The organism is Enterobacter sp. BNK-8, from assembly GCF_048685095.1.
Classification (GTDB): Bacteria; Pseudomonadota; Gammaproteobacteria; order Enterobacterales; family Enterobacteriaceae; genus Enterobacter; species Enterobacter quasiroggenkampii.
Window position 1 is genome coordinate 1,757,428 of the sequence record NZ_JBLQTN010000001.1, and the last position, 24,575, is coordinate 1,782,002.

Here is a 24,575-nt window from a genome sequence, read left to right on the forward strand (position 1 = left end):
ACATTACGCTTTAATTTGCAAACTAACGAATCATAAAGGTGATGACGTGACGCAAGAACAACGGTTTGAGCAGCGCATAGCGCAGGAGACGGCGATTGAGCCTCAGGACTGGATGCCTGACGCCTACCGTAAGACGTTGATCCGCCAGATTGGCCAGCATGCGCACTCCGAAATTGTCGGCATGCTGCCGGAAGGGAACTGGATCACCCGCGCCCCGACGCTGCGCCGTAAGGCAATCCTCCTGGCGAAGGTGCAGGACGAAGCCGGACACGGGCTTTACCTCTACAGCGCGGCGGAAACGCTGGGCTGCGCACGGGAAGACATCTACCAGAAGATGCTCGACGGCAAGATGAAATACTCCTCCATCTTCAACTATCCGACCCTGAGCTGGGCCGATATCGGCGTGATCGGCTGGCTGGTAGATGGTGCCGCCATCGTCAACCAGGTGGCACTGTGCCGAACCTCCTACGGTCCGTATGCCCGCGCGATGGTGAAAATCTGTAAAGAAGAGAGCTTCCATCAGCGTCAGGGCTTTGAAGCCTGCATGGTGCTGGCGCAGGGCAGTGAAGCCCAGCGCCAGATGCTGCAGGACGCCATCAACCGCTTCTGGTGGCCGGCGCTGATGATGTTCGGGCCGAACGACGACAATTCGCCGAACAGCGCCCGCAGCCTGGCGTGGAAAATCAAACGCTTCGGCAACGACGAGCTGCGCCAGCGCTTTGTCGACAACACGGTGCCGCAGGTAGAGATGCTGGGCATGACGGTGCCCGATCCCGACCTGCGTTTTGATGAAGAGAGCGGTCATTATCGCTTCGGCGAGATTGACTGGCACGAGTTTGACGAGGTCATTAACGGGCGCGGCATCTGCAACCACGAACGCCTGGCCGCCAAACGTAAAGCCTGGGAAGAGGGGGCGTGGGTGCGGGAAGCCGCACTGGCGCACGCCGAAAAACAACACGCCCGCAAAGTGGCTTAAGAGGAATCACGATGAGCAATGTCTACTGGCCGCTGTACGAAGTGTTCGTACGCAGCAAACAAGGGTTATCCCACCGTCACGTGGGCAGTCTGCATGCCGCCGACGATCGCATGGCGCTGGAAAATGCGCGTGATGCCTACACCCGCCGCAGCGAAGGCTGTTCTATCTGGGTGGTTAAGGCGAGCGAGATTGTCGCCTCCCAGCCGGAAGAGCGCGGCGAGTTCTTCGATCCGGCGGAAAGCAAGGTTTACCGCCATCCGACGTTCTACACCATCCCTGACGGCATCGAGCACATGTGAGGCAAAGAATGAATTCAGTGACTGCCTATGCCCTGCGTCTGGGCGACAACGGTCTGGTGCTCTCCCAGCGTCTCGGCGCCTGGTGCGGCCACGCGCCGGAGCTGGAGATCGATCTCGCGCTCGCCAATATCGGCCTCGATCTGTTGGGACAGGCGCGCAATTTCCTGACCTATGCCGCGCAGCGGGAAGGCCAGGGCGATGAAGACACGCTGGCGTATGGCCGCGATGAGCGCCAGTTCCGCAATGTCCTGCTGGTGGAGCAGCCGAACGGCAGCTTCGCCGACACGATTGCCCGCCAGTACCTGATGGATGCCTGGAACGTGGCGCTGTATGAACGCCTGACCCAAAGCCGCGACGGCCAGCTTGCCGCCATTGCCGCCAAAGCGATTAAAGAGGCGCGCTACCACCTGCGCTTCAGCCGCGGCTGGCTGGTGCGTCTGGGCGACGGGACCGAAACGTCCGCGCAAAAAATGCAGCAGGCCATCGACAACCTGTGGCGTTTTACGGCCGAGTTGTTTGAAGCCGACGAGGTCGAGCGGGAGCTGATTGAGTCCGGCGTGGCGGTTGACCCGCGCCTCCTGCGCCAGCCGTGGGAAAGCGAAGTGTATGCCGGTCTGAATGAAGCCTGCCTGCAGGTGCCCGCCGAGGTGGCGTACCGCACCGGGGGCAAGCAGGGGCTGCATACCGAACATCTGGGCCCGATGCTGGCGGAAATGCAGTACCTCCAGCGCGTGTATCCCGGTCAGCAGTGGTAAAGGAGAACGCTATGCAACGCCTCGTCGACATCGCGCCCGCGCAAATCCCGCAGATCTGGGCGCTGCTCAGCCAGATCCCTGACCCGGAAGTGCCGGTGTTAACCATCACCGATTTAGGCATGGTGCGCAGCGTGAAGGCGCAGGGGGAAGGCTGGGTCATTGGCTTCACACCAACCTACTCGGGCTGTCCGGCGACGGAACACCTGTTGGGGGCGATCCGCGAGGCGATGACCGCGCACGGCTTTACTCCGGTGCACATTGTGCTCCAGCTTGAACCCGCCTGGACCACCGACTGGATGACCCCCGACGCGCGTGAGCGCCTGCGGGCGTACGGCATCAGTCCGCCGGTGGGGCATAGCTGTCACGCGCACACGCCGGTGGAGGTGAGCTGTCCGCGCTGCGCCAGCACCGACACCTCGCTTATCAGTGAATTTGGCTCGACGGCCTGCAAAGCGCTCTACCGCTGCAATTCCTGCCGTGAGCCCTTCGACTATTTCAAATGTATTTGAGGCTGCCATGACAACGTTTCATTCATTAACAGTGGCAAAAGTGGAACCCGAAACCCGCGACGCGGTGACCATTACCTTTGCGGTGCCGCAGGCGCTGCAGGAGGCCTACCGCTTTCGTCCCGGCCAGCACCTGACGTTAAAAACGACGCTTGGCGGAGACGAGCTGCGCCGCTGCTACTCCATCTGCCGGAGTACCGCCCCGGGCGAAATCAGCGTGGCGGTCAAAGCCATCGACGGCGGGCGCTTCTCCCGCTATGCCCGGGATGAGATCAAAGCGGGCATGGCGCTGGAGGTGATGGTTCCTCAGGGGCAGTTTGGCTACCAGCCACAGGCCGAACGCGAAGGCCACTACCTGGCGATTGCGGCAGGCTCCGGGATCACCCCGATGCTGGCGATTATCTCCGCGACGCTTGCGACCGAACCCAACAGCCATTTCACCCTGATCTACGGCAACCGCAGCAGCCAGAGCATGATGTTCCGCCAGGCGCTGGCGGACCTGAAGGACAAATACCCGCAGCGGCTGCAGCTGGTCTCCATCTTCAGCCAGGAGCGGCTGGACAGCGATCTGCTCTATGGCCGCATCGACGGGGAAAAACTGCAGGCACTGGCGAAAACCCTGATCAACTTTCGCCAGTATGACGAGGCCTTTATCTGCGGCCCGTCGGCGATGATGGATGACGCGGAAGCCACGCTGAAGGCGCTGGGGATGCCGGACAAATCCATTCACCTTGAGCGCTTTAACACCTCCGGAATCACCGTTAAGCGCGCGGTGCACGTGCAGGCGGGCGGACAGAAAGTGACCGTTCGCCAGGACGGGCGCGACCGTGAAATAACCCTGACGGCGGACGACGAAAGCATTCTGGATGCCGCCCTGCGTCAGGGGGCAGATCTGCCGTATGCCTGCAAGGGCGGCGTCTGCGCCACCTGCAAATGCAAAGTGCTGCGCGGGAAGGTGGACATGGCGACCAACTACAGCCTGGAGCCGGACGAGCTGGCCGCCGGGTATGTGCTGAGCTGCCAGTCGTTACCGTTAACCGCCGACGTGATCGTCGACTTCGACGCGAAGGGGATGGCATGAGCGAGTTGACTGTTACCCGTCATGGCCGCGTGCTGCAGCTGACGCTAAACCGTCCGGCAGCGCGCAACGCCCTCAACAACGCGCTGTTGACCCAGCTTGCGGAACAGCTTGAGGCCGCCGCTGTGGATGCCGACATCACCGTCTGCGTGATTTACGGCAGCGAGCGCTGCTTTGCCGCCGGGGCCGATCTCAATGAGATGGCGGAGAAAGACCTGCCCGCCACTCTGAACGATATTCGCCCGCAACTGTGGGCGCGTATCAACGCTTTTCCTAAACCGCTGATCGCCGCCGTGAACGGCTTCGCGCTGGGCGCGGGCTGCGAGCTGGCGCTGCTGTGCGACGTGGTGATTGCCGGTGACAACGCCCGTTTCGGCCTGCCGGAAATCACGCTCGGCATCATGCCCGGCGCGGGCGGCACCCAGCGTCTCATCCGCAGCGTCGGGAAATCGCTCGCCAGCAAAATGGTGCTGACCGGCGAGAGCATTTCCGCCGAGCAGGCGCTGAACGCCGGGCTGGTGAGCGATGTTTTCCCGGCGGCGCTGACGCTGGAGTATGCCCTGAAGCAGGCGGCCCTGATGGCGCGCCACTCGCCGCTGGCGCTGCAGGCGGCCAAACAGGCGCTGCGCCAGTCACAGGAGGTGCCGCTCCAGGCCGGTCTGGCCCAGGAGCGCCAGCTGTTTACGCTACTTTCCGCCACTGAAGACCGCCGGGAAGGCATCGACGCCTTCTTACAAAAACGCACCCCCGACTTTAAAGGACGCTAATTGTGGAATTTATTCTCAGTCATGTAGAACAGGGCGTGATGACAATTACGCTGAACCGTCCGGAGCGTCTGAACAGCTTTAACGACGTGATGCACCAGCAGCTGGCCGAGTGCCTGAAACAGGCCGAGCGCGATGACAGCGTTCGCTGCCTGCTGCTCACCGGGGCGGGACGCGGCTTTTGCGCCGGTCAGGACCTGAATGACCGCAACGTCGACCCCAACGGCCCGGCGCCGGATCTGGGGATGTCCGTTGAAACCTTCTACAACCCGCTGGTGCGCCGCCTGGCAAAGCTGCCGAAGCCGGTCATCTGTGCCGTTAACGGCGTGGCGGCGGGCGCGGGCGCCACGCTGGCGCTCGGGTGCGACATGGTGATTGCGGCGCGCTCCGCCAGCTTTGTGATGGCCTTCAGCAAGCTCGGCCTGGTGCCGGACTGCGGCGGCACCTGGCTGCTGCCGCGCGTGGCCGGACGCGCCCGCGCCATGGGGCTGGCGCTGCTCGGGGACAAACTCAGCGCTGAACAGGCGCAGGCGTGGGGCATGATCTGGCAGGTGGTCGATGACGAGCAGCTCTCCACCACGGCACAGCAGATGGCCCTGCATTTTGCGTCGCAGCCGACCTTCGGCCTGGGGCTGATCAAGCAGGCGATCAACGCTGCGGAAACCAATACTCTGGACGCCCAGCTCGATCTGGAGCGCGACTATCAGCGCCTGGCCGGGCGCAGCGACGACTACCGCGAGGGCGTCAGCGCCTTCCTCGCGAAGCGCGCGCCGAACTTTACGGGGAAATAAGATGCTGAATATACGGACTGTCGCCGTGATCGGCAGCGGCACGATGGGCGCCGGCATTGCCGAAGTCGCCGCCAGCCACGGTCATCCGGTGCTGATCTACGACATCTCCAGCGATGCGATATCACGCGCCATCGATGGGATCCGCCAGCGTCTTGCCTCCCGTGTAACGCGCGGAAAGCTCTCCGCCGATGCCGGGAGCCAAATCCTTGCCCGGCTGGTTCCCGTCACCGATATCGACGCGCTTTCCGCGGCCGATCTGGTGATTGAAGCGGCCTCCGAGCGTCTGGAGGTGAAAAAGGCACTGTTTGCCCAGCTGGCGGAGATCTGCGCGCCGCAGACGGTGCTGACCAGCAATACCTCTTCCATCTCCGTCACGGCGATTGCGGCGGACGTCCACCACCCGGAACGCGTCGCAGGCCTGCATTTCTTTAACCCGGCGCCGGTCATGAAGCTGGTGGAGGTGGTCAGCGGGCTGGCGACCTCCCCGGAAGTGGCCGACGCGCTGTGCGAGCTGGCGCTGAACTGGGGCAAACAGCCCGTTCGCTGCCAGTCAACGCCGGGGTTCATCGTCAACCGCGTCGCGCGTCCGTTCTATTCCGAAGCCTGGCGCGCGCTGGAAGAACAGGTCGCTCCGCCGGGGGTGATTGACGCCGCCCTGCGTGAAGGCGGCGGCTTCCCGATGGGGCCGCTGGAGCTGACCGACATGATTGGTCAGGACGTCAACTTTGCGGTGACCTGCTCCGTATTTAACGCCTTCTGGCAGGAGCGTCGTTTTCTGCCTTCGCTGGTTCAGCAGGAACTGGTGCTGGCAGGAAGGCTGGGCAAAAAGAGCGGGAAGGGCGTGTACGACTGGCAGGGTGAAAAACCTGACGTGAAGTGGGTTGAGTCGGTGAACGACAGCTATAGCCCGATGCGCGTGGAAAAAAGACGTGACGGTGTCACGGAAATAGATGATGTCTATCTGGTTGAAACGCAGGGCGAGACCGCGCAGGCGCTGGCGCTGCGGCTCAACGGCCCGGTGGTGGTGGTCGACCGGATTGAGCGTGACGTGGCGGTCATTGCCGCCGCCGCCAGCAACCCGCATACCGCGACGCAAAAAGCCATCCGCTACCTGCAGCAGCAGGGGCATCGGGTGGTGCAAATTGCCGATTATCCCGGCCTGCTGATCTGGCGGACGCTGGCGATGATTGCCAACGAGGCGCTGGATGCCCTGCAAAAAGGGGTCGCCAGCGAGAAGGACATCGACACGGCCATGCGCCTGGGCGTGAACTACCCGAGCGGGCCGATCGCCTGGGGCGAGCGTCTGGGCTGGCAGCGCCTGCTGACGCTGCTGGAGAACCTGCAGCGTCATTACGGCGAAGAGCGCTATCGCCCCTGTTCACTGCTGCGCCAGCGCGCGCTTCTGGAGAGTAGCTATGAGTCATAACGCCTGGCATAACGCCCGCACCATGTACGAACGGGACGCCTGTGCGCAGGCGATGGGAATGGACATTGTCGAGATGGACGAGGGCTACGCGGTGGTGACCATGACCATCACCCCGCAGATGCTGAACGGCCACAAGACCTGCCACGGCGGCCAGCTGTTTTCGCTGGCGGACACCGCTTTTGCCTACGCCTGCAACAGCCAGGGGCTGGCGGCGGTAGCCTCCGGCTGCTCGATTGACTTTCTGCGTCCGGGCTTCGCTGGGGACACGCTCACCGCCACCGCGCGGGTGAAGCATCAGGGCAAGCTGACCGGCGTGTATGACATTGAAATCCAAAACCAACAACAGAAAACCGTCGCCCTTTTTCGCGGAAAATCTCACCGCATCGGCGGCAGCGTGACAGGAGAGGCCTGATGCGTGACGCATTTATTTGTGATGGCGTTCGAACCCCGGTGGGCCGCTACGGTGGCGCGCTTTCCGCTGTTCGAACTGACGATCTCGGTGCTGTGCCGCTGCGCGCGCTGCTGGCCCGCTACCCGCAGCTCGACCTGGAGCGGATTGACGACGTGATTTTCGGCTGCGCCAACCAGGCGGGGGAAGATAACCGCAACGTGGCGCGCATGTCGTCGCTGCTGGCCGGTGTGCCGCAGACGGTCTCCGGCACGACGATCAACCGCCTGTGCGGTTCCGGGCTGGACGCGATTGGTTTTGCCGCGCGCACCATTAAGGCGGGCGACGGCGACCTGCTGATCGCGGGCGGCGTGGAGTCGATGTCCCGCGCGCCGTTTGTGATGGGCAAAGCTACCGCGGCGTTTCAGCGACAGGCGGAGATGTTCGATACCACCATCGGCTGGCGATTTGTGAATCCGCTCATGCATCAGCAATTCGGAACTGACAGTATGCCGGAAACGGCAGAGAATGTAGCTGAATTGTTAAATATCAGCCGTGCCGATCAGGACGCCTTCGCGCTGCGCAGCCAGCAGCGTACCGCGCAGGCGCAGCAGAACGGCGTTCTGGCGCAGGAGATTGTCCCGGTGCCGGTGCCGGGTAAAAAAGGGGCGATCACTGAGTTCAGCGTGGATGAACATCCGCGCGCGGACACCACGCTCGAACAGCTTGCCGGGCTGAAAACGCCGTTCCGTAAAAACGGGGTGGTCACGGCCGGAAATGCCTCCGGGGTTAACGACGGCGCGGCGGCGCTGATCGTCGCCAGCGAGAAGATGGCGCTGGCGCAGGGGGTAGTTCCTCGCACGCGGATCGTGGCGATGGCGACGGCGGGCGTGGAGCCACGTCTGATGGGGCTCGGCCCGGTGCCGGCCACCCGCAGGGTGCTGGAGCGCGCCGGACTCAGTATTCACGATATGGACGTCATTGAGCTTAACGAAGCTTTCGCCGCGCAGGCGTTGGGCGTGCTGCGTCAACTGGGCCTGCCGGATGACGCCGCGCACGTCAACCCGAACGGTGGCGCGATTGCGCTGGGCCACCCGCTGGGCATGAGCGGCGCCAGGCTGGCGCTGGCCGCGAGTAACGAACTGCACCGACGCGGCGGGCGCTACGCGCTGTGTACGATGTGCATCGGTGTGGGTCAGGGCATTGCCATGATCCTTGAGCGTGTTTGAGCATAAAAACAATGTGAGTACCCTACAATGACAAATACAACAAAGCTTGATCCGATTGAAACGGCCTCCCTTGACGAGTTACAGGCGCTGCAGACCACGCGTCTGAAATGGACGCTGCATCACGCCTATAACAACGTGCCGATGTACAAACGCAAGTTTGATGCTGCGGGCGTTCATCCTGACGATTTCAAAGAGCTGGCGGATATCCGTAAGTTCCCGTGCACCACCAAGCAGGATCTGCGGGATAACTATCCGTTCGATACCTTCGCCGTGCCGATGGAGCAGGTGGTGCGCATTCACGCATCATCCGGCACCACCGGCAAACCGACGGTTGTCGGCTACACCCAGGGCGACATCGACAACTGGGCCAACCTGGTGGCGCGCTCCCTGCGCGCCGCGGGCGGCAGTGCGAAGGATAAAATTCACGTGGCGTATGGCTATGGCCTGTTTACCGGCGGGCTGGGGGCGCACTACGGTGCCGAGCGCTTAGGCGCGACGGTGATCCCGATGTCCGGCGGCCAGACGGAGAAACAGGCGCAGCTGATCCGTGACTTCCAGCCAGACATGATCATGGTGACGCCGTCCTACTGCCTCAACCTGATTGAGGAGCTGGAACGTCAGATGGGCGGCGATGCCAGCACCTGTTCCCTGCGCGTGGGCGTCTTCGGCGCCGAGCCGTGGACGCAGGCCATGCGCCGTGAAATTGAAAAACGCTTAGGGATTACGGCCCTGGACATCTATGGCCTCTCCGAGGTGATGGGGCCGGGCGTGGCGATGGAGTGTATCGAAACCGTCGACGGCCCGACCATCTGGGAAGATCACTTCTACCCGGAAATCGTCAACCCGAACGACGGCACGCCGCTGGATGACGGCCAGCAGGGCGAACTGCTGTTCACCACGCTGACCAAAGAGGCGCTGCCGGTGATCCGCTACCGCACCCGCGACCTGACGCGTCTGCTCCCGGCAACCGCGCGCAGCATGCGCCGTATGGACCGCATCAGCGGCCGCAGCGACGATATGCTGATCATTCGCGGCGTTAACGTCTTCCCGTCGCAGCTGGAAGAGGAGATTGTGAAGTTCGAACACCTTTCTCCACACTACCAGCTTGAGGTGAACCGTCGCGGACATCTTGATTCACTTTCCGTGAAGGTGGAGCTGAAAGAGAGCAGCCTGACGCTGACGCACGAGCAGCGTTGCCAGGTGTGCCACCAGCTGCGCCACCGTATTAAGTCGATGGTGGGGATTTCTACCGACGTCATGATCGTGAACTGCGGCAGCATCCCGCGCTCGGAGGGCAAAGCCTGCCGGGTGTTTGACCTGCGTAAAGTTGCGGCCAACGGTTAAAACAACACCCCCCTCATCCTGGCCTTCTCCCCGGAGGGGAGAAGGGACGGTACGGTGCGGTCTTTTGCCTCCTCAGAAAGGGCGAAGGGACTGCTCGGTGTGGCATTTTCCCCTCTCCCCTCTGGGGAGAGGGTCAGGGTGAGGGTCCTATGCTATGATTCATCCAGGACAAAAATAACAACAGAATGAATCACATGAATAAACTCGACGCCTTTATCCAGCACGCGGTCAGCTCTGTTCCCGTCAGCGGGACTTCGCTTATCTCCTCGTTATACGGTGACGCGCTTTCCCATCGCGGCGGTGAGATTTGGCTCGGCAGCCTGGCTGCCTTACTGGAAGGCATGGGGTTTGGCGAACGGTTCGTGCGTACCGCGCTGTTTCGCCTCAACAAAGAAGGCTGGCTGGACGTCTCGCGCATCGGGCGACGCAGCTTTTACCGCCTGAGCGATAAGGGGTTGCGCCTGACGCGTCGCGCGGAGAATAAGATCTACCGCGCGGAACTGCCCGCCTGGGATGGTAAATGGTTATTGCTGCTCTCCGAGGGGCTGGATAAAACCACCCTGGCCGACGTTAAAAAGCAGCTGATCTGGCAGGGGTTTGGCACGCTGGCGCCGAGCCTGATGGCCTCGCCGTCACAGCATCTGGCGGACGTGCAGTCCCTGCTTCACGATGCCGGCGTGGCGGAAAACGTGATTTTCTTTGAAGCCCACTCGCCGCTGGCGCTCTCGCGCGCCGCGCTGCGTTCACGCGTAGAAGAGTGCTGGCAGTTAACCGAGCAAAACGCGATGTATGAGTCGTTTATCAGCTCGTTCCGGCCGCTGCTGCCGCTGCTGAAAGAGGCCGCGCCGGAGGATCTGACGCCGGAACGCTGCTTCCAGATCCAGCTGCTGCTGATTCACTTTTATCGTCGCGTGGTGCTGAAGGACCCGCTGCTGCCGGAAGAGTTACTGCCTGCGCACTGGGCAGGACAAAGCGCCCGACAGCTCTGCATTAATATCTATCAGCGTGTCGCGCCGGGGGCGCTGGCGTTTGTCAGCGAGAAGGGCGAAACCTCTGTCGGCGAACTGCCCGTGCCCGGCACGCTCTACTATCAACGCTTTGGTGGTCTTACAAGCGCATAAGGAGGGAAGATGCCTGTTTATCAAATTGACGGCCTGACGCCGGTCGTGCCTGACGAGAGCTATGTTCACCCCACAGCGGTGCTCATTGGCGACGTGATTCTGGGCAAAGGCGTTTACGTCGGTCCCAATGCCAGCCTGCGCGGTGATTTTGGCCGTATCGTGGTGAAAGACGGGGCGAACATTCAGGATAACTGCGTGATGCACGGTTTCCCGGAGCAGGACACGGTGGTGGAAGAGGACGGGCACATCGGCCACAGCGCCATTCTTCACGGCTGCGTGATCCGCCGCAATGCGCTGGTGGGCATGAACGCGGTGGTGATGGACGGGGCGGTCATTGGTGAAAACAGCATCGTCGGCGCGGCGGCGTTCGTGAAGGCCAAAGCGGAGATGCCTGCCAACCATTTGATCATCGGCAGCCCGGCTAAGGCGATCCGTGAGCTGAGCGAGCAGGAACTGGCCTGGAAGCAGCAGGGCACGCGGGAATATCAGGTACTGGTGGAGCGCTGCAAGCTGACGATGCATCAGGTAGAGCCACTGCGCGAGGTTGAGCCTGAACGGAAGCGGCTGACGTTTGACGAGAATTTGAGGCCGAAGTCGGCGGTGTAGGACGGGAAGTTCGCGCCACGGCACTAACGGGAAGATGTTACCCCGGCTCGCCATGCTATAAATCCTCCGACACAGACTCATCACGATAAAGGACGCAGAGTTATGCTGAGAGGAAAACGCGCTGTTATCACGGGTGGCGGTGGGGGATTTGGTCAGGCGCTGTGCGTCTGGCTGGCGCGAGAGGGCGTTGACGTGGATTTTAGCGCCCGTCGGGTAGAGGATATCGAAAAAACCTGCGCCCTCATCGCGGCTGAAGGGGGGGTGGCAAGAGGATATCTCTGCGATTTAGCCCAGCCGGAATCCGTTTCTCAGTTCTCTTCGCAGGTCTTACATTCAGACAGGCCAATTGATATTTTACTACTGAATGCTGCTCAGTGGCTGTCAGGGACTCTAGACGAACAATCGAGCACAGAAATCGTCAATACCGTCAGTTCAGGCCTGACAGGTTCAATCCTGCTCACCCAGGCGCTGCTTTCAGGATTGCGACGTTCAGACGGCGCAGACATCATTGCGATTATATCCGCATGCGGTATTCCGAACTTTACAGATTCCATTGCCCATCCCGCTTTTTTTGCCAGCAAACATGGAATGAGCGGCTTTATCACCAAACTGTCAAAACAATTGTCCCGGGAAAATATAAGGGTGACCGGCTTGTATCCACCCGATTTTGAACTTACCGGGTTAGACGCGCTTGTCGACGATCGCTCACGAGTGGGGGAGCGCTTAATGAATGGACGATCTGTCTGGGAAACGGTGCGTTTTGTGCTCACTCAGCCCCGTAGCTGCCATATTGGTACCGTCTACTTTCAGGGGCCCACTCGCGAAGATCTGGAATGTCAGTCATGAACCTCGTATTTTTGTATCCACCTCTCGATTAAGCAGAACAGGGACCATACAGATGACGCGCTTTTACGAATTTACCGCTACCAGCCTTGATGGCCGACCGATCTCTATGGCCGACTATGCGGGTAAGGTGGTTCTGGTTGTAAATACGGCCAGCCAGTGCGGCTTTACGCCCCAGTATGCGGGTCTTGAAGCACTGTTTAAAAAATATGCCGCTCAAGGTCTGGTGGTGCTTGGCTTCCCCTGCAACCAGTTCGGTAAGCAGGAACCTGGCGGTGCCGATGAAATCTCAAAGACCTGTTACATTAACTACGGCGTCAGCTTTCCCATGTTCGAGAAAGTCGAGGTTAACGGTGCCGCAGCACATCCGATGTTTCGTTATCTGAAAGACGAATTGTCCGGCGTGCTGGGTGGGCGGATTAAGTGGAACTTTACCAAGTTCCTTGTCGGGCGTGACGGTAAACCCCTCAAGCGCTTTGCACCAATGACTACGCCAGAGAAAATGGAGGGGGCAATTGTTGCGGCACTGGGAAGGTGAGTATTTTTGTCGCTAAAACCATCTATTTGTCGGGGATAGCCGATGTTCTGATGTCCGCTCTGTGCCAGATGCGGACATGGAGGAGAATGTTATTTTGATGCGAAATATTTGCGTAATATTTTTTCTAATAGCAAGAAAACGACCGTCACCCTTTTTGGAGTAATCAGCTGGTAAGGCCGATATAAATAAAATTGCCATTTCTCCTGTCGCAGTTCTGGCAATGGGGGAACAAGTTGGCCGCTTGCTAAGTACTCCCTACAGATAAAGTCGCTGGACTGTACAACCGTTCTCCCGGCCAATGCAGCCTGAATTTCGGCATATGGATCTGTAGTATAAAACTCAATATGACGAGGGACAAAAGTATTTACTGCGTCACTCATAAATTCAAATGATTTTCCCGTCTCAGGATTAATTAAACCACTAAATGGATAACGCTGTCGAAGATCTTCTAAATCAGTAGGTGCTCCCAGGCGCTCAATAAGTTCAGGGGATGCAACCAAAATATGTTCAACTTGTCCGATATTTTTAATGATAAAGTTTGGGTTAGGTTCTCTCCCTACGCGTATACCTATATCGATACGATGCTCAATAGTATCAAGTTTCATCATATCTAAACGCCAGTCGATAAATAACTCAGGATAGGGACGTAGTGCAGTCAATAGTTCATACAAGATTTGTTCATGATTTGGAAATCGAAGTAATGTGATACGAACAATACCCTTCATGTCATTATCATCTTTCCCTGTCTGAAATAGTTTTTCAGAATCTTCAAGCAGTCGCTTCGCTTGGGGTAAAAATAGTTCGCCGAAACTAGTGAGAAAGATCGAACGAGTATTGCGTTTGAATAAAGGTTCACCAAGTTGTTTCTCCAGCTCAGCGACTGTTCGGGTTACTACTGATGGTGAAACCGACAGCTTGATGGCTGCTTCGCGGAAGTTCAAGGTCTCAGAGGCGATGATAAAAAATTTTAGAGCGTCAAGTTTGTCCATGATTATTGTGAAATCTGCAATAATGTATTTTGATAATAGCAATTAATTTGCAACTATTCCAGCCATATAATAGAACAATCAAATAAGTAACCTGTCTTACTTTTTATCAGAACTCAAAAGAGTAAACTATGTCAATTCAACCAGTAGAGTTAAACAAAGCCTATCGTTTATTACAGGTCGGGCCAACGACGATGATATCGGCTAAAAATGATGGCATTGAAAATGTCATGGCAGCGGCCTGGGTGGGATTAGTAGGCAATAACAAAGTGATGGCTTTTATAGGTCCACAGGCATTTACTCGCGGGCTTGTAGAAAAAAGCGGATATTACGTTGTACAGATCCCAGTAGTAAATCAGATGGAAATGGTTTTATATGCTGGAGGTCACAGTTATTCCGACACACCCGATAAAAATAGTAAAATCCCACTATTTTATCAGAAAGAGTTTGATCTGCCTTTAGTGGAAGGTTGCGCTGGCTGGTTAGTATGTAAGGTCATACCCAATGAAGAAAATGAAAAGCAGCACAACTTGTTCATGGGGGAAATTGTCGGAGCATGGAGTGATGACCGCGTTTTCAAAAATGGGCACTGGATTTTTGATGATGCACCAGATGAATTACGTACTGTCCATTACGTTGCTGGCGGACAGTTTTACGCCATTGGCAAAGGGACAAAATTTAATTATGGGCCGGGAAAAGACTAATCCTTACTTCTGCATAAATGTAGCCATATAACATGGCTACATAGAGGTAGTAGCATAAAAGAACAACCTACTTAAGATGTTTGCTTCTCACTCACAGCGGACCTTTAGCTCAGTTAGCATATCCGCTCAGTGCCAGAAGCGGATGTCGTAAGATTCGTTCGGCTAAAAGAGCAAATTCTTCTGCATCAGAGTGACAGGCCCTGCGGATTCACATTTATCATTACTCTCTGAAAAGTACTTTTATTTTTGCCCGGGGTTACGATAAATATCGGGTCGATTGATTTGCCAGACAAAATCTGGTCGGTTCAATGGGTTATACCCCAGCTTCTGGTATAACCATGGCGCGCTGTCGGTTACCAGCATTATCCGTCGCAGACGTGACAACAATGGATGGGCATGACAGCATTCAATCAGCCAACGTCCAAGACCACTTTTCTGATAATCGTTCAGCACGTAGACGTCACACAAATAACCAAAAGTGGCATAGTCTGTGACCAGACGGGCGAAGCCGATTTGTCTTGTTCCATCCAGGAGCGCGAAACAAAGGCTGTTCTGGATTGATATCCTGACCGTTTCAGCATCAATACCAGGAGCCCAGGACGATTGCGAGAGGTAATCGTGAATGGCTTCCAGCTGAAAAAAGCTGGGATCGGTTGTGACAATAAATTTGTCTTTGGTAAAACGCAGATGCTGATTATTCACCGAACTCCTCCTTTTGGGCTACTTGTGATGAGGCACAGGGCTGTCCTCTATGCCGGGGAATGCTCAGGATGCTTTTTCATGTACTGTCATGATAAATACCAGCGGGTTCTCCCCCTGGTTTTCATAGAAATGAGGAACGTCCGTTCTGGCGGTTGCCGAACAGCCAGTATTTACCCGATACACGTGATCCTGCACGCCGAGTGTGAGCGTGCCCGACTGCACATAAAACAGTTCAAGCGTTCCTTCCGTGTGGCCGGGGGACGCAAACTTTTCCCCCGGCTGCATTTCCCACATCCAGAGCTCGGTCATATCAGGGCCACCCGACCCTGCTAGCAATCTTGCTCTCCCGCCTTTTTCACCTTCCCACAATTCAGGGATCTCATCTTCAGCGATGAGATGCACGGTCGGTTTTGAACTGACATCCACAAAATCAGCCACTGAAACCCCCATTGCGGCAGCCAGGCGGCATAGCAGGGCAATGCTGGGATTCGCCCGGCATCCCTCTATCTCAACCAGCGCTCCCTTGCTGACGCCTGCCCGACGCGAGAGTTCATCAAGGGAGATTTTCTTTTGCTTACGATACAGTTTTATTCGCTGCGATACGGCTTCATTCACGGAACTGGCGATCGAATTTGCATCGGTCATTAAATTGACTTTTTTGGTCATTGGTCATTATCATGGAATAAATTGGTCATTACAGGATTATCACGTGCTAACAGTATCGCCGTCAATTGCCCCTGAAATTTATCGTATTGCTCCCGGTTTTCGGGCACTCAGCATCTGCGTAAAAGCTGCGCCAGTGCTTAATCCCGACACTGGAGAAATGGCGCTGCGTGAAGCCTGTGAAGCCGTTCTGGCCGGTGAACCAGAGTGGGCGGACTCTCATCTGGCGGCATGGGCCGACGTTTTTCAAAAGTTTGGTGCTAAACCTAAACGCACTCCTTGCTCAGCGGATGCGTTACGCAAGCGCGTGTTACGTGACGGAACGATGCCAGCGCTCGATCCTATCGTTGATCTTTATAATGCCGTTAGTCTCCGCTATGCCGTTCCGGTTGGTGGAGAGAATCTCTCTGCCTATCAGGGGGCGCCGCGTCTGACTGTGGCAAAAGGAACAGAGCCTTTTGATACCGTCAAAGAGGGAGAGGCCACCGTTGAGTATCCTTCACAAGGCGAGGTTATCTGGTGTGATGATATTGGCGTGACCTGCCGTCGCTGGAACTGGCGACAGGGGATCAGAACCCGCTTAGGCGTGGAAGCTCAGGAAATGTGGTTCATTCTGGAGAGTCTCCCGCAGATGCCGCTGGATAGACTTCACGAAGCCGGGAAGATGCTGACCGACGGCCTGGAAAAAATGATGCCCGGTCTGTGGTTTGAAGTTGCTCTCATCGAAGAACAACAGCAGTAATACCCTTCAGGAGAAACAGTTATGTTTACCGGTTTGTCGGCGTTTCCATTAACCCCAGTCACTGTCAGCGGCGTGGATGAAAAGGGTTTCAGCCATATTCTTTCCCGTCTTACAGACGCTCGGGTTGATTCTATGGGCATCCTGGGGTCAACCGGAAGCTACGCCTATCTGACCCGGGAGCAGCGCAAGCGCGTAGCAACGCTGGCAAAACAGCATGCAGGGAACATCCCCGTTATGGTGTGTGTGGGAGCGGTCAGTACCGATGCCATTCTGCATCTGGCAGATGATGCACAGGCAGCTGGTGCGAATGCGCTGTTACTCCCGGCGGTCAGTTACCAGCCACTCCGTGACGAAGAAGTCTTCTCACTCTTTGAGACCGTTACCCGGCACGTTTCTGTACCGGTGTGTATCTATGATAATCCGGGCACTACGCATTTTACCTTTACGGATGAACTCCACGGTCGTCTCTCCTCACTTGAGGGGGTTCGCTCGGTCAAGATCCCTGGCGTCCCGGATAGCCCCGCTGCAGCGATTGAGCGGGTGAATGCGTTACGTCAACATTTGCGCCCTGGCGTAACAATCGGTATTAGTGGCGACGCTTATGCGGGGCTGGGATTAAACGCCGGTTGTGAAGTGTGGTATTCCGTGTGTGGCGGTCTGTTCCCTGAGATGGCGAAACAAATCACCGAAGCTGCGGCGGCAAACGATCATCAACGCGTTACAGCCCTGACAACCCGCCTTGAGCCGTTGTGGTCGCTCTTCCGGAAACATGGCGGAAGTATTCGCGTTATTGCCGCTGCTGCTGGTGTGCTTGGGCTTACCGACATGGATTGCCTGCCTCGACCTCTGCAACCATTGTCAGCTGGTGATATCGCGGATATTGCCCATGTGATAAGCATGCTGGAGCTGAAGTGATCTCTCCGCATGACGGGGTCTCTACCGGTCCTTTTGAAACCTGGTGGGGGATCAATCGTCAGATGTTTGACACAAGTTCTTTAGGTCCGCTCTTCGCTAAAAGCGGACCATACTTTAAAACTTTATTAGTGACGTGACTCTTCCTCTCCTGAGAGCGTATCCGCATCAGGTGAATAATTCCGGTAAACGCATGCCAGTTTATGCCCGTCAGGATCGCGCAGATAGGCAACATAAAAATCGGGGCCGTAGGCGGTTCGTGTACCGGGCACGCCTTCATCCTTTCCTCCCGCACGGAGGCCCGCTGTATGGAAGCGTCTGACAATTTCCGCGTTATCGGCTCTGAATGCGAACATTGTCCCGTTTCCCGCCGTCGCGGGTTGCTGGTCAAAAGGAGGACAAATGCAGAAGCTAAATTCGTCATCCGGATGATTTTCGTTTCCCCACATTGCCCAGCTATCAGTCCAGGCGGGCAGACGTGAATAGCCCAGCACGTTAAAAATAGCGTCATAAAAGTTCACGGCGCGCTGAAAGTCATTTGTCCCTATCGTGATATAAGCCAGCACCTTATAACATCCTCTATCCACGCAGCCACGGCGTAATCGTCAGACCGGTCAGTAAACCTTCCGGGCTGAGCAGGCGAGTGACTGTCTGCCCCCACGGTTCTGTGCGGTTGGCGATCAACAACCGATAGCCTTTTTCACTCAAAACACGGGTAGCGGAATCGAGATCCTGCACCTCGTATTCAATCCATCCCTGCGGTATCGGATGCTCCACGGGCCACTGCGCTTCACCAAAACAGGACGTTGCCGCCTGTGACAGCGGCCAGACGGCAAAATGCTTCACGCCCGGTAAGCGTCCCTCTTCAGTGAGCAGATAATCGGCATTGCCCTCCATCGGCTTCAGCGGCAGTGCAAGAGTCTGGATATAAAACGCGGTGCTGGACGCTGTATCCTGTGAAATGGGCCCGAACCCGGCGACGAACATGACATCAATTCCCGGTAACGTCTGCGACATATCCACTCCTTAATAGCCTGAAATGATGGAATTTAGCGTAGAGCCGTCTTAAATACGACTCTCAATTATGGTATCGCATTCACCGCGCCTGCACGTTCACGGTGGGTTTGAAAGTGAACGCGATAACGATCAACAGCACAACTCCTGCACTCATCACCAGCCAGGCGCTGGTCAGCGAGACCGAACTGTCGCGAACGATCCCTGCAACTAACGGCATGAGCGCGGCGATCATATATCCTCCTCCCTGAACTTTAGACAGTAACTTCCCGGCCTGCGCGGGCGTTCGCGCATGATCGAACGTGACGATAAGCGACAGCGGGAAGAGGGCGCCGATACCGATGCCAAGCAGCAAGGTTGATAAGACCGGCGTCGTACCTGGAGAGAAGACCAGACACAGTAACCCCGCGAGCAGCAGTAACAGTACAGTTATCAGCGGAACACGGCGGTCGGGGAATTTACCGATCAGCGCGGAGACGGCAAACCCGGCGGCCACCTCGGTTAAGGTCAGCCAGGCCAGCATATAGCCGCTGCTGCGTGCTGACCATCCTGCCTGAATATAGAGCGGGGGCAGCCAGGCTAAGACCAGCGTGTAGGCACCCGTCCCCACGCCAAAAAAGAGCAGAAGGAGGCCAGTCCGGGAGGAAGAGAGCGTAACGGGTTCATGTGCTGTTTGTTCCCCTTGAGGCTGTTTAACCAGGGGTAACCACAGCATCAGCGCCAGCAGCGCGAGCACGCCTGCCATAGCCAGCGCGGGCTTGAGCGAGAGCCATGAAAACAGCGGCTCGGCGCTGGCGGCGGCGACTGCCGCACCGGCCATAATGCCCGTGCTGAATAGCGACATGATCGTGCTGGCCGTTTGCGTATACGCCTTTTTTATCAGGGCAGGCATTAACGCCTGGATCGTGCCGATGCTGGCCCCGCCCAGTAACGCGGTACCCATCAAACCCGTCAGCGAGGTGCTAAAACCGCGTAATGAACAGGCTACCAGCAGGATGAACAGCCCGAGCATAATTCCCCTGACGGCACCGATCCTGGCTAAAAGCCAGGGGCCACACAGGGCAGCCAGTCCCATCATCGCCACCGGCAGGGTAGTCAGCAGGCTGAATTGCGTCGCGGTCAGGCCCGCTTCGCGCTGCAGCACGGAGAAAAGAGGGCCGACCGAGGCCAGAATGGGGCGCAGGTTCAGCCCGACGATAAAAGCGATAACGGCGAAGAGTAACGGTGATGTACGTTTCAACATGGCATCCTTTTCGGTTGTGAATGGCCCAGGCAAATTGCCGCGAGCATTTATCTTAACGTTAAGATAAAATCTGTTTTTGTGTAAGATGTACCGCACAACTCGATAAATTCCCACGCTATCCGGGGTGAAGATGAAAGACCATGTAGACTTCGTTGTCGGCCAGTGGAGCAGCGCCATGCCCGAGCTGGACGCCTCGTCGATGAAAATTTTTGGCCGAATGCTCAGGCTGATGAAGCACCTGGGAAAAGAACGCGCGCAGGCCATGGCGCCGTTTGGCTTTCGCGAGGGCGAGTTTGACGTCCTCGCCACGCTGCGCCGCGCCGGGGAGCCGTACTGCCTTTCGCCCACGCAGCTGTATACATCCCTGTTGATCACTTCAGGGGCGATGACGAACCGGCTCAACCATCTTGAACAGCAAGGCCTTATCAGGCGGATTGCCGATCCTGATGACAAGCGCAGCTCGCTCGTCAGCCTGACGCCGCACGGGCAGGCTCGTATCGAACAGGCGCTGCTCGTGCATACGGAAACGCAAAATGCGCTGCTGAGAAACCTCTCTGAGGCGCAACGCGCGCAGCTTGAGTCTCTGCTCAGGGGGCTGCTGCTGACGTTTCCGGCTGAGGAATGGGGTGAAACGTCACCGAGTGCCGATAATACAAAAACTGCATGATTACACCTGACAAAAAGGGAACGTATGTCTTTACCGCCACTGTATGCGCTGCGCGCGTTCGAAGTTGCCGCACGGCTAAACTCCTTCAGCAAAGCGGCTGAAGTCCTGAATATCACGCCGGGGGCAGTCAGCAGACATGTCCAGACGCTTGAAATGTGGTTCGACTGCGAGCTGTTTAAACGCCAGGGTCCGAAAGTAGAGGTCAGCGATGCCGGGCGTATTCTGGCCGGGCAGCTTAGCGAAAGTTTCTCGACTATTGAGTGGGCTTGTCGCGCATTCAAAAGTGAAAACCACCTTCTGCGCCTCAAAGCGCCCAGCTCGCTGACGATGCGATGGCTTCTGGATGTGCTTAAATCCTTCCGCGAGAACCACGCGAAGCCGAAAATCGAAATTGCCAGCGTCTGGATGGACTTCGACACGGTTGACTTCAGCCGCGAGCCCTACGATTGTGCGATCCTCCTCGGGAACGGCTATTTTGGCGAGTCAACGGAGAGCCGGCTGCTGTTCAGCGAATGGCTTATTCCGGTTTGTACGCCGTCTTTGCTGGAGCCTGCCCGGCATAAGCTTCCAGAATGCGATCTTATTCATCCGTCACCGGACAGACGGGACTGGAAGCGCTGGCTGAAAAGGACGGGCTTATTCCCCGGCCTCGACATGAGCGGTGGGATCGTGTTCGACACCCTGGAGCAGGGAAGCCTTGCGGCCATGCACGGACACGGCGTGGCGATGGCCGATCTCCGGCTCACGCTCGACGCGCTGAAAAGCGGCCTGCTCGCGCTGCCCTTCAGGGAGGCGATAGCAACAGGAGACGGTTACTACCTTGTCTGGCCCAAAAATTCGCTCAGAGGACAGAGTATTGAACGGTTGCTGACCTGGCTTAACCTTAATGCGCCAGTGGTGCCCTCTTTGGATATTGTCTGTCTTGATTTCAATGAAAAGCGGATTTAATAAATAGCGGAATATTAACAGGGAGATAATCCGCATAGTGAACGTATTTATGCGTAGGGAATATTTGCCATCTTTTTATATCTTTCCGGCAGGGCGCTGTTCAGGTTGAGTAATTTATCCAGTATATAAAGCGCAGGCGTTCCCTTTGCGCGTTCAGCTTCGATCAGCGCAGAACGTAACAGATTGGTAGCCGATGTCATTTCACGGAAGTACTCCTCAGATTCAGGCGTCTGAACTTCACCTGACCCCACGTAACGCACCCGGGGCCAGTCCGCGAAGTCCAGAACCGGAAGGATCCCGTCATCTTTGGGTAAATGCGCAGAGAGTAACTCTTCGGCATTACGCGGATTGCTTTGGGCAAAAGAGAGCAGATGCAGGCGATGAATAAAGGGTGAAAGGACCTCAGCGCTATCGTTTTCTGACGAAAGTAACGTTATTAACGCATGAATATTTTCACCCGCGATGTTTTTTTCAGGTGAGATCATTTTCATTAGGTAAAATAAAATATCAAGGGTCATAGGTGCTCCATATACATATATTATTATTTGAATTTCGCTATCAGTTTCTGGTCAGCAATATACCAAGGATGAACTGATGGTATTCAACGCGGATACTTTTGAAAAACGATAAATAGTGGAAGTTAATGTGAGTTTTACTCAACGTTGGATGATGATCCATTATCCATCACACTACCTCATGGGTACGCATGAAGAACCAGATTCATTCATTAACTCATTGTTAATTATGAAGAAGAAAGAAATGTTGTTTGCATTGCTTTTCTACTGTTTTTCGGCGTTGCAGTTAAGTGTGTATTGCAATGTGTATTGCAGAATGAGGTTTTATGGCGGGTGAGAACAAGTTAAGCGACAAGGCGTTAAAAGCCTTACATGGTAAACCGCAGCCGCGTCAAAAGATGGTGGCTGATGGTCGCGGACTGTCTGTCAGAGTGAGCATGAGTGGCACAGTGAGTTTTGTTTATTTCTTCAGACATTCCGGCCGACAAAGCGCTCCCGTCTGGATGACGTTAGGCAAGTATCCAGATATGACCCTTAAACAGGCCAGGGAGAAAAGGGACGAGTGTCGGGGATGGCTGTCGCAGGGACTTGATCCAAGGATAGAGAACAAACTCACCAAAGAGAGCCTGTTCACTCCTGTGACTGTTAAGAACGCTGTTGATTACTGGTTTGATAACTATGCCAGGGAAAAACGCAAAGAGACTGTGAGACTCTATCGCCGTTATGAGAGATACATCTTTCCCTACATCGGCGGGTTTCCTGTCGATAAATGCGGCCTGTCTGACTGGATCAAGTGCTTCGACCGCATAAAGAAAATCGCGCCGGTTCAGTCTGCTGCAATGCTGATTGAGTTAAAGCAGATCTTCAAATACTGCCGGGTACGCCAGTATGTGCGGTGTAATGTGCTGGACGACTTAAGCCCAGGCGATATTGGTAAGTATCAGAGCAAGAGAGAGCGGCTACTTGAGGAAAGCTACGTCGCCGATCTGTGGGGAGTGTACTTTCATGGTAAAGGCAAAACCCGTGTAATGAATTACAAAAAAAGGATGGCGATTTTGTGTCTCGTGTTTGGTTGCAGGCTGAGTGAGGCGCGTTTATCTACATGGGATGAGTGGGATTTCGATAAGTGGATTTGGACAGTACCTAAAGAGCACAGTAAAAACGGCGAAGAAATTATTCGCCCCGTTCCTCAAAAAATGCGCCAGTGGATCGTAAACCTGCACGAAGAGACTAAAAGGAGAGGCTACATACTTGGCGAACTGAAATCTGATTCAACCGTCAGTACGATGGGATGCACAAACTTTATCTCTTTGAAACATGAAAAACGCTGGTCATTACATGATTTGAGACGAACTTTCTCGACAAGCCTTAACGATATGGGCGTTGATTTTATGGTCGTAGAGCAGCTGCTGGGGCATACCATAAAGGGCGTGGCCGGAATCTATAACCGCAGCAAGTATATCCCTCAAAAGCAAGAAGCACTGGACCGATGGGTTGACTACCTTGATGGGCTGGTGGGTGAAGAAAATACAGTAAAAGTAATTAAGAAAAGGAGTGCCTGATATGGCTATGTTATCCGTTGTGAAAAAAGAAGATCTCCAGTACATGCCTGACCTTGACAGAATGATTCGCGAACCTGAATGCCGGGCTATGACTACGTTGTCTAACTCAACGCGCTGGCGCATGGAACAGGAAGGAAAATTTCCAAAGCGCATAAAAATCGGACCGTCAGCCGTCGCATATCGGCTTTCTGAGGTACAAGCTTGGATTCGAGGAGATTGGCATCTTGGATGGACTCAATCTCAACCGATGCAGTGAAACTGTAAATTAGGCCAATTCAAAATGAAAACTGTATCAGTCTCCCCAGTAAATTGCGGGGGGACTCCATTTAAGCTAATATCTCTTCTATAAATTACTTTATGGGATGTGAGGCTGTTTGTGAAATGGTTTTATGATGCGCTTAATATTCTTGGCGGGATATCATTTGTTTCTGTTGCTGTAATTGGTTATTTGGGTAAGTTATATTTTGAGAGGTATAAACGAAAGCAGGATGAGAAAATAAAAAGCCTACAGTCCCGATTGGACTTGACTAATGCAGAGATGAAATCGCAGTTGGAAAATATTAATCATGTAAGCAAGGCACAATTTGATAAAGAATTTTCAATATATCATGAAATATGGTCATGCATTTTCGAGGTTGCTGACTCAGTTAGTAAATTGCGCCCTGTGCTTGATCATTTTGATCCTAACGAATCTCGCGAAGAACGTAGGGAAAGAAGACTTAAAGCTTTTTATGATAGATACAATCCTCTTGTGGTAGCAATAGAGTCCAATAGGCCTTTTTATTTTGAGCAAGTTTACAAACTTGTCTGTGAATACAGGGAGTTATGCAGGAAAGAGGCTTTTGAATATGAGCATTACGAAGATTATCCGAACTTCAAAGATTATTGGGAGTCTCATGAGGATAATATGAAATTAATTAAAGAAGTTATGCAGAAATGTAGTGAAGCTATTCGTGATAGAATTTATTCGTTGACAATAATTAAATGATGTAAGTCATTTTTAATAACTAAAAAGGCCCTCTAAAGTTATCTGGCACCGTTACTACCATAAAGTAAAAAGGCGGCGATACAGGGCCGCCACTGCTATGAAACGAAAATAAACCAAGAAAAGACTACCGACCCTCAGCTGGAGATCAATATCATCCTTTCGGCTCGATGCCGCGCCTTCTCAATTCGGCTCTACCCAACTCTTTTAGCCAGTTGCTTGTGCTGGTGTTCTCAGCTTGTGCGAGTTCATCAAATTGCTTACGTAA

The 24,575-nt window shown here is 55.4% G+C and carries 30 protein-coding genes; 23 read left to right on the top strand and 7 right to left on the bottom strand.

Features of this window, described 5'->3' with window-relative positions:
• Positions 1-46 precede the first annotated feature (46 nt).
• The 15 genes from paaA (at position 47) to ACMGGU_RS08550 (ending at position 12,664) form a co-directional block, all read left to right on the top strand.
• Positions 47-976 (top strand): 1,2-phenylacetyl-CoA epoxidase subunit PaaA, encoded by a 930-nt coding sequence (gene paaA, locus ACMGGU_RS08480; protein ID WP_420300408.1) that lies wholly within the window; start codon positions 47-49, stop codon positions 974-976.
• Positions 977-987: 11 nt separating this feature from the next.
• Complete coding sequence (gene paaB, locus ACMGGU_RS08485) at positions 988-1,275, top strand: 1,2-phenylacetyl-CoA epoxidase subunit PaaB (protein WP_008502380.1); 288 nt, start codon at positions 988-990, stop codon at positions 1,273-1,275.
• 8 nt (positions 1,276-1,283) lie between these two features.
• A complete protein-coding gene (paaC, locus tag ACMGGU_RS08490; RefSeq protein WP_420300409.1) occupies positions 1,284-2,030 on the top strand; it encodes a 1,2-phenylacetyl-CoA epoxidase subunit PaaC in 747 nt (248 codons plus the stop codon).
• Positions 2,031-2,041: 11 nt separating this feature from the next.
• Positions 2,042-2,539, top strand: a complete 498-nt coding sequence (gene paaD, locus ACMGGU_RS08495; RefSeq protein WP_262763990.1) for a 1,2-phenylacetyl-CoA epoxidase subunit PaaD — start codon at positions 2,042-2,044, stop codon at positions 2,537-2,539.
• Between the two features lie 7 nt (positions 2,540-2,546).
• Positions 2,547-3,617, top strand: a complete 1,071-nt coding sequence (paaE, locus tag ACMGGU_RS08500; protein ID WP_223540419.1) for a 1,2-phenylacetyl-CoA epoxidase subunit PaaE — start codon at positions 2,547-2,549, stop codon at positions 3,615-3,617.
• Entirely contained in the window at positions 3,614-4,381 is a 768-nt protein-coding gene (paaF, locus tag ACMGGU_RS08505; protein WP_414746596.1) for a 2,3-dehydroadipyl-CoA hydratase PaaF, read from the top strand. Before paaE ends, paaF begins: the two co-directional genes overlap by 4 nt.
• Positions 4,381-5,169, top strand: coding sequence for a 2-(1,2-epoxy-1,2-dihydrophenyl)acetyl-CoA isomerase PaaG (paaG, locus tag ACMGGU_RS08510; RefSeq protein ID WP_420300964.1), 789 nt, complete (start codon positions 4,381-4,383; stop codon positions 5,167-5,169). Before paaF ends, paaG begins: the two co-directional genes overlap by 1 nt.
• Position 5,170: 1 nt before the next feature.
• Positions 5,171-6,595, top strand: coding sequence for a 3-hydroxyacyl-CoA dehydrogenase PaaH (gene paaH / locus ACMGGU_RS08515; RefSeq protein WP_420300410.1), 1,425 nt, complete (start codon positions 5,171-5,173; stop codon positions 6,593-6,595).
• The gene (paaI, locus tag ACMGGU_RS08520; RefSeq protein WP_008502373.1) at positions 6,585-7,007 is read left to right on the top strand and encodes a hydroxyphenylacetyl-CoA thioesterase PaaI; all 423 of its coding nucleotides are present in this window, start codon (positions 6,585-6,587) and stop codon (positions 7,005-7,007) included. The genes paaH and paaI overlap by 11 nt, the downstream gene beginning before the upstream one ends.
• Positions 7,007-8,212, top strand: a complete 1,206-nt coding sequence (gene pcaF, locus ACMGGU_RS08525) for a 3-oxoadipyl-CoA thiolase (protein WP_048223005.1) — start codon at positions 7,007-7,009, stop codon at positions 8,210-8,212. The genes paaI and pcaF overlap by 1 nt, the downstream gene beginning before the upstream one ends.
• A gap of 27 nt (positions 8,213-8,239) precedes the next feature.
• Positions 8,240-9,556 carry a phenylacetate--CoA ligase PaaK gene (gene paaK, locus ACMGGU_RS08530; RefSeq protein WP_167213120.1) on the top strand — a complete coding sequence of 439 codons (1,317 nt, stop codon included), beginning with the start codon at positions 8,240-8,242 and terminating at the stop codon, positions 9,554-9,556.
• Positions 9,557-9,741: 185 nt separating this feature from the next.
• The gene (gene paaX, locus ACMGGU_RS08535) at positions 9,742-10,677 is read left to right on the top strand and encodes a phenylacetic acid degradation operon negative regulatory protein PaaX (protein ID WP_024908033.1); all 936 of its coding nucleotides are present in this window, start codon (positions 9,742-9,744) and stop codon (positions 10,675-10,677) included.
• A 9-nt stretch (positions 10,678-10,686) separates the two neighbouring features.
• Entirely contained in the window at positions 10,687-11,283 is a 597-nt protein-coding gene (paaY, locus tag ACMGGU_RS08540) for a phenylacetic acid degradation protein PaaY (RefSeq protein ID WP_025757959.1), read from the top strand.
• Between the two features lie 102 nt (positions 11,284-11,385).
• Entirely contained in the window at positions 11,386-12,129 is a 744-nt protein-coding gene (locus tag ACMGGU_RS08545; protein ID WP_420300411.1) for an SDR family oxidoreductase, read from the top strand.
• 52 nt (positions 12,130-12,181) lie between these two features.
• Entirely contained in the window at positions 12,182-12,664 is a 483-nt protein-coding gene (locus ACMGGU_RS08550; RefSeq protein WP_420300412.1) for a glutathione peroxidase, read from the top strand.
• Between the two features lie 89 nt (positions 12,665-12,753).
• Here the strand turns inward: ACMGGU_RS08550 and ACMGGU_RS08555 are convergent, their stop codons facing one another.
• The gene (locus tag ACMGGU_RS08555; protein WP_420300413.1) at positions 12,754-13,653 is read right to left on the bottom strand and encodes a LysR family transcriptional regulator; all 900 of its coding nucleotides are present in this window, start codon (positions 13,651-13,653) and stop codon (positions 12,754-12,756) included.
• Between the two features lie 128 nt (positions 13,654-13,781).
• On the opposite strand from ACMGGU_RS08555, the gene ACMGGU_RS08560 reads away from it, so the two are divergent.
• Positions 13,782-14,354, top strand: a complete 573-nt coding sequence (locus tag ACMGGU_RS08560) for a flavin reductase family protein (RefSeq protein ID WP_021241342.1) — start codon at positions 13,782-13,784, stop codon at positions 14,352-14,354.
• 240 nt (positions 14,355-14,594) lie between these two features.
• Here the strand turns inward: ACMGGU_RS08560 and ACMGGU_RS08565 are convergent, their stop codons facing one another.
• Positions 14,595-15,056: a GNAT family N-acetyltransferase gene (locus tag ACMGGU_RS08565; RefSeq protein WP_008502363.1), complete on the bottom strand. Its 462-nt coding sequence runs from the start codon at positions 15,054-15,056 to the stop codon at positions 14,595-14,597.
• Positions 15,057-15,119: 63 nt separating this feature from the next.
• Complete coding sequence (locus tag ACMGGU_RS08570; protein WP_048223019.1) at positions 15,120-15,722, bottom strand: helix-turn-helix domain-containing protein; 603 nt, start codon at positions 15,720-15,722, stop codon at positions 15,120-15,122.
• 43 nt (positions 15,723-15,765) lie between these two features.
• Between ACMGGU_RS08570 and ACMGGU_RS08575 the strand changes: the two genes are divergently transcribed.
• Positions 15,766-16,461 carry a B3/4 domain-containing protein gene (locus ACMGGU_RS08575; protein WP_045910441.1) on the top strand — a complete coding sequence of 232 codons (696 nt, stop codon included), beginning with the start codon at positions 15,766-15,768 and terminating at the stop codon, positions 16,459-16,461.
• A 21-nt stretch (positions 16,462-16,482) separates the two neighbouring features.
• Positions 16,483-17,376 carry a dihydrodipicolinate synthase family protein gene (locus tag ACMGGU_RS08580; protein WP_420300414.1) on the top strand — a complete coding sequence of 298 codons (894 nt, stop codon included), beginning with the start codon at positions 16,483-16,485 and terminating at the stop codon, positions 17,374-17,376.
• 125 nt (positions 17,377-17,501) lie between these two features.
• Here the strand turns inward: ACMGGU_RS08580 and ACMGGU_RS08585 are convergent, their stop codons facing one another.
• The 3 genes from ACMGGU_RS08585 to ACMGGU_RS08595 form a co-directional block, all read right to left on the bottom strand.
• A complete protein-coding gene (locus ACMGGU_RS08585; protein WP_262823341.1) occupies positions 17,502-17,939 on the bottom strand; it encodes a VOC family protein in 438 nt (145 codons plus the stop codon).
• A gap of 13 nt (positions 17,940-17,952) precedes the next feature.
• A complete protein-coding gene (locus tag ACMGGU_RS08590) occupies positions 17,953-18,390 on the bottom strand; it encodes a glyoxalase (protein WP_420300415.1) in 438 nt (145 codons plus the stop codon).
• Between the two features lie 79 nt (positions 18,391-18,469).
• On the bottom strand, positions 18,470-19,630 hold the full coding sequence (locus ACMGGU_RS08595) for an MFS transporter (protein WP_045910445.1): 1,161 nt from the start codon (positions 19,628-19,630) through the stop codon (positions 18,470-18,472).
• A gap of 130 nt (positions 19,631-19,760) precedes the next feature.
• On the opposite strand from ACMGGU_RS08595, the gene ACMGGU_RS08600 reads away from it, so the two are divergent.
• Positions 19,761-20,297, top strand: a complete 537-nt coding sequence (locus tag ACMGGU_RS08600; RefSeq protein ID WP_048030625.1) for a MarR family winged helix-turn-helix transcriptional regulator — start codon at positions 19,761-19,763, stop codon at positions 20,295-20,297.
• A gap of 24 nt (positions 20,298-20,321) precedes the next feature.
• The gene (locus tag ACMGGU_RS08605) at positions 20,322-21,245 is read left to right on the top strand and encodes a LysR substrate-binding domain-containing protein (RefSeq protein ID WP_420300416.1); all 924 of its coding nucleotides are present in this window, start codon (positions 20,322-20,324) and stop codon (positions 21,243-21,245) included.
• A gap of 47 nt (positions 21,246-21,292) precedes the next feature.
• On the opposite strand, the gene ACMGGU_RS08610 is transcribed toward ACMGGU_RS08605, so the two are convergent.
• Entirely contained in the window at positions 21,293-21,763 is a 471-nt protein-coding gene (locus ACMGGU_RS08610) for a hypothetical protein (protein WP_420300417.1), read from the bottom strand.
• Positions 21,764-22,086: 323 nt separating this feature from the next.
• On the opposite strand from ACMGGU_RS08610, the gene ACMGGU_RS08615 reads away from it, so the two are divergent.
• The 3 genes from ACMGGU_RS08615 (at position 22,087) to ACMGGU_RS08625 (ending at position 24,310) form a co-directional block, all read left to right on the top strand.
• Positions 22,087-23,322: a tyrosine-type recombinase/integrase gene (locus ACMGGU_RS08615; RefSeq protein ID WP_420300418.1), complete on the top strand. Its 1,236-nt coding sequence runs from the start codon at positions 22,087-22,089 to the stop codon at positions 23,320-23,322.
• A 1-nt stretch (position 23,323) separates the two neighbouring features.
• Positions 23,324-23,578 (top strand): helix-turn-helix transcriptional regulator, encoded by a 255-nt coding sequence (locus tag ACMGGU_RS08620; protein WP_420300419.1) that lies wholly within the window; start codon positions 23,324-23,326, stop codon positions 23,576-23,578.
• Between the two features lie 120 nt (positions 23,579-23,698).
• A complete protein-coding gene (locus ACMGGU_RS08625) occupies positions 23,699-24,310 on the top strand; it encodes a hypothetical protein (RefSeq protein ID WP_420300420.1) in 612 nt (203 codons plus the stop codon).
• Positions 24,311-24,575 lie beyond the last annotated feature (265 nt).

Bases quoted from the DNA above. Each gene is read 5' to 3' on its own strand.
- ACMGGU_RS08590 (WP_420300415.1), bottom strand. From the start codon at position 18,390: ATGTCGCAGACGTTACCGGGAATTGATGTCATGTTCGTCGCCGGGTTC.
- ACMGGU_RS08545 (WP_420300411.1), top strand. From the start codon at position 11,386: ATGCTGAGAGGAAAACGCGCTGTTATCACGGGTGGCGGTGGGGGATTT.
- paaE (WP_223540419.1), top strand. From the start codon at position 2,547: ATGACAACGTTTCATTCATTAACAGTGGCAAAAGTGGAACCCGAAACC.
- paaD (WP_262763990.1), top strand. From the start codon at position 2,042: ATGCAACGCCTCGTCGACATCGCGCCCGCGCAAATCCCGCAGATCTGG.
- ACMGGU_RS08610 (WP_420300417.1), bottom strand. From the start codon at position 21,763: ATGACCCTTGATATTTTATTTTACCTAATGAAAATGATCTCACCTGAA.
- paaC (WP_420300409.1), top strand. From the start codon at position 1,284: ATGAATTCAGTGACTGCCTATGCCCTGCGTCTGGGCGACAACGGTCTG.
- ACMGGU_RS08600 (WP_048030625.1), top strand. From the start codon at position 19,761: ATGAAAGACCATGTAGACTTCGTTGTCGGCCAGTGGAGCAGCGCCATG.
- ACMGGU_RS08580 (WP_420300414.1), top strand. From the start codon at position 16,483: ATGTTTACCGGTTTGTCGGCGTTTCCATTAACCCCAGTCACTGTCAGC.
- ACMGGU_RS08550 (WP_420300412.1), top strand. From the start codon at position 12,182: ATGACGCGCTTTTACGAATTTACCGCTACCAGCCTTGATGGCCGACCG.
- paaH (WP_420300410.1), top strand. From the start codon at position 5,171: ATGCTGAATATACGGACTGTCGCCGTGATCGGCAGCGGCACGATGGGC.
- paaX (WP_024908033.1), top strand. From the start codon at position 9,742: ATGAATCACATGAATAAACTCGACGCCTTTATCCAGCACGCGGTCAGC.
- ACMGGU_RS08595 (WP_045910445.1), bottom strand. From the start codon at position 19,630: ATGTTGAAACGTACATCACCGTTACTCTTCGCCGTTATCGCTTTTATC.
- paaB (WP_008502380.1), top strand. From the start codon at position 988: ATGAGCAATGTCTACTGGCCGCTGTACGAAGTGTTCGTACGCAGCAAA.
- ACMGGU_RS08560 (WP_021241342.1), top strand. From the start codon at position 13,782: ATGTCAATTCAACCAGTAGAGTTAAACAAAGCCTATCGTTTATTACAG.
- ACMGGU_RS08570 (WP_048223019.1), bottom strand. From the start codon at position 15,722: ATGACCAAAAAAGTCAATTTAATGACCGATGCAAATTCGATCGCCAGT.
- ACMGGU_RS08555 (WP_420300413.1), bottom strand. From the start codon at position 13,653: ATGGACAAACTTGACGCTCTAAAATTTTTTATCATCGCCTCTGAGACC.
- paaI (WP_008502373.1), top strand. From the start codon at position 6,585: ATGAGTCATAACGCCTGGCATAACGCCCGCACCATGTACGAACGGGAC.
- pcaF (WP_048223005.1), top strand. From the start codon at position 7,007: ATGCGTGACGCATTTATTTGTGATGGCGTTCGAACCCCGGTGGGCCGC.
- paaK (WP_167213120.1), top strand. From the start codon at position 8,240: ATGACAAATACAACAAAGCTTGATCCGATTGAAACGGCCTCCCTTGAC.
- paaY (WP_025757959.1), top strand. From the start codon at position 10,687: ATGCCTGTTTATCAAATTGACGGCCTGACGCCGGTCGTGCCTGACGAG.
- ACMGGU_RS08620 (WP_420300419.1), top strand. From the start codon at position 23,324: ATGGCTATGTTATCCGTTGTGAAAAAAGAAGATCTCCAGTACATGCCT.
- paaF (WP_414746596.1), top strand. From the start codon at position 3,614: ATGAGCGAGTTGACTGTTACCCGTCATGGCCGCGTGCTGCAGCTGACG.
- ACMGGU_RS08605 (WP_420300416.1), top strand. From the start codon at position 20,322: ATGTCTTTACCGCCACTGTATGCGCTGCGCGCGTTCGAAGTTGCCGCA.
- ACMGGU_RS08615 (WP_420300418.1), top strand. From the start codon at position 22,087: ATGGCGGGTGAGAACAAGTTAAGCGACAAGGCGTTAAAAGCCTTACAT.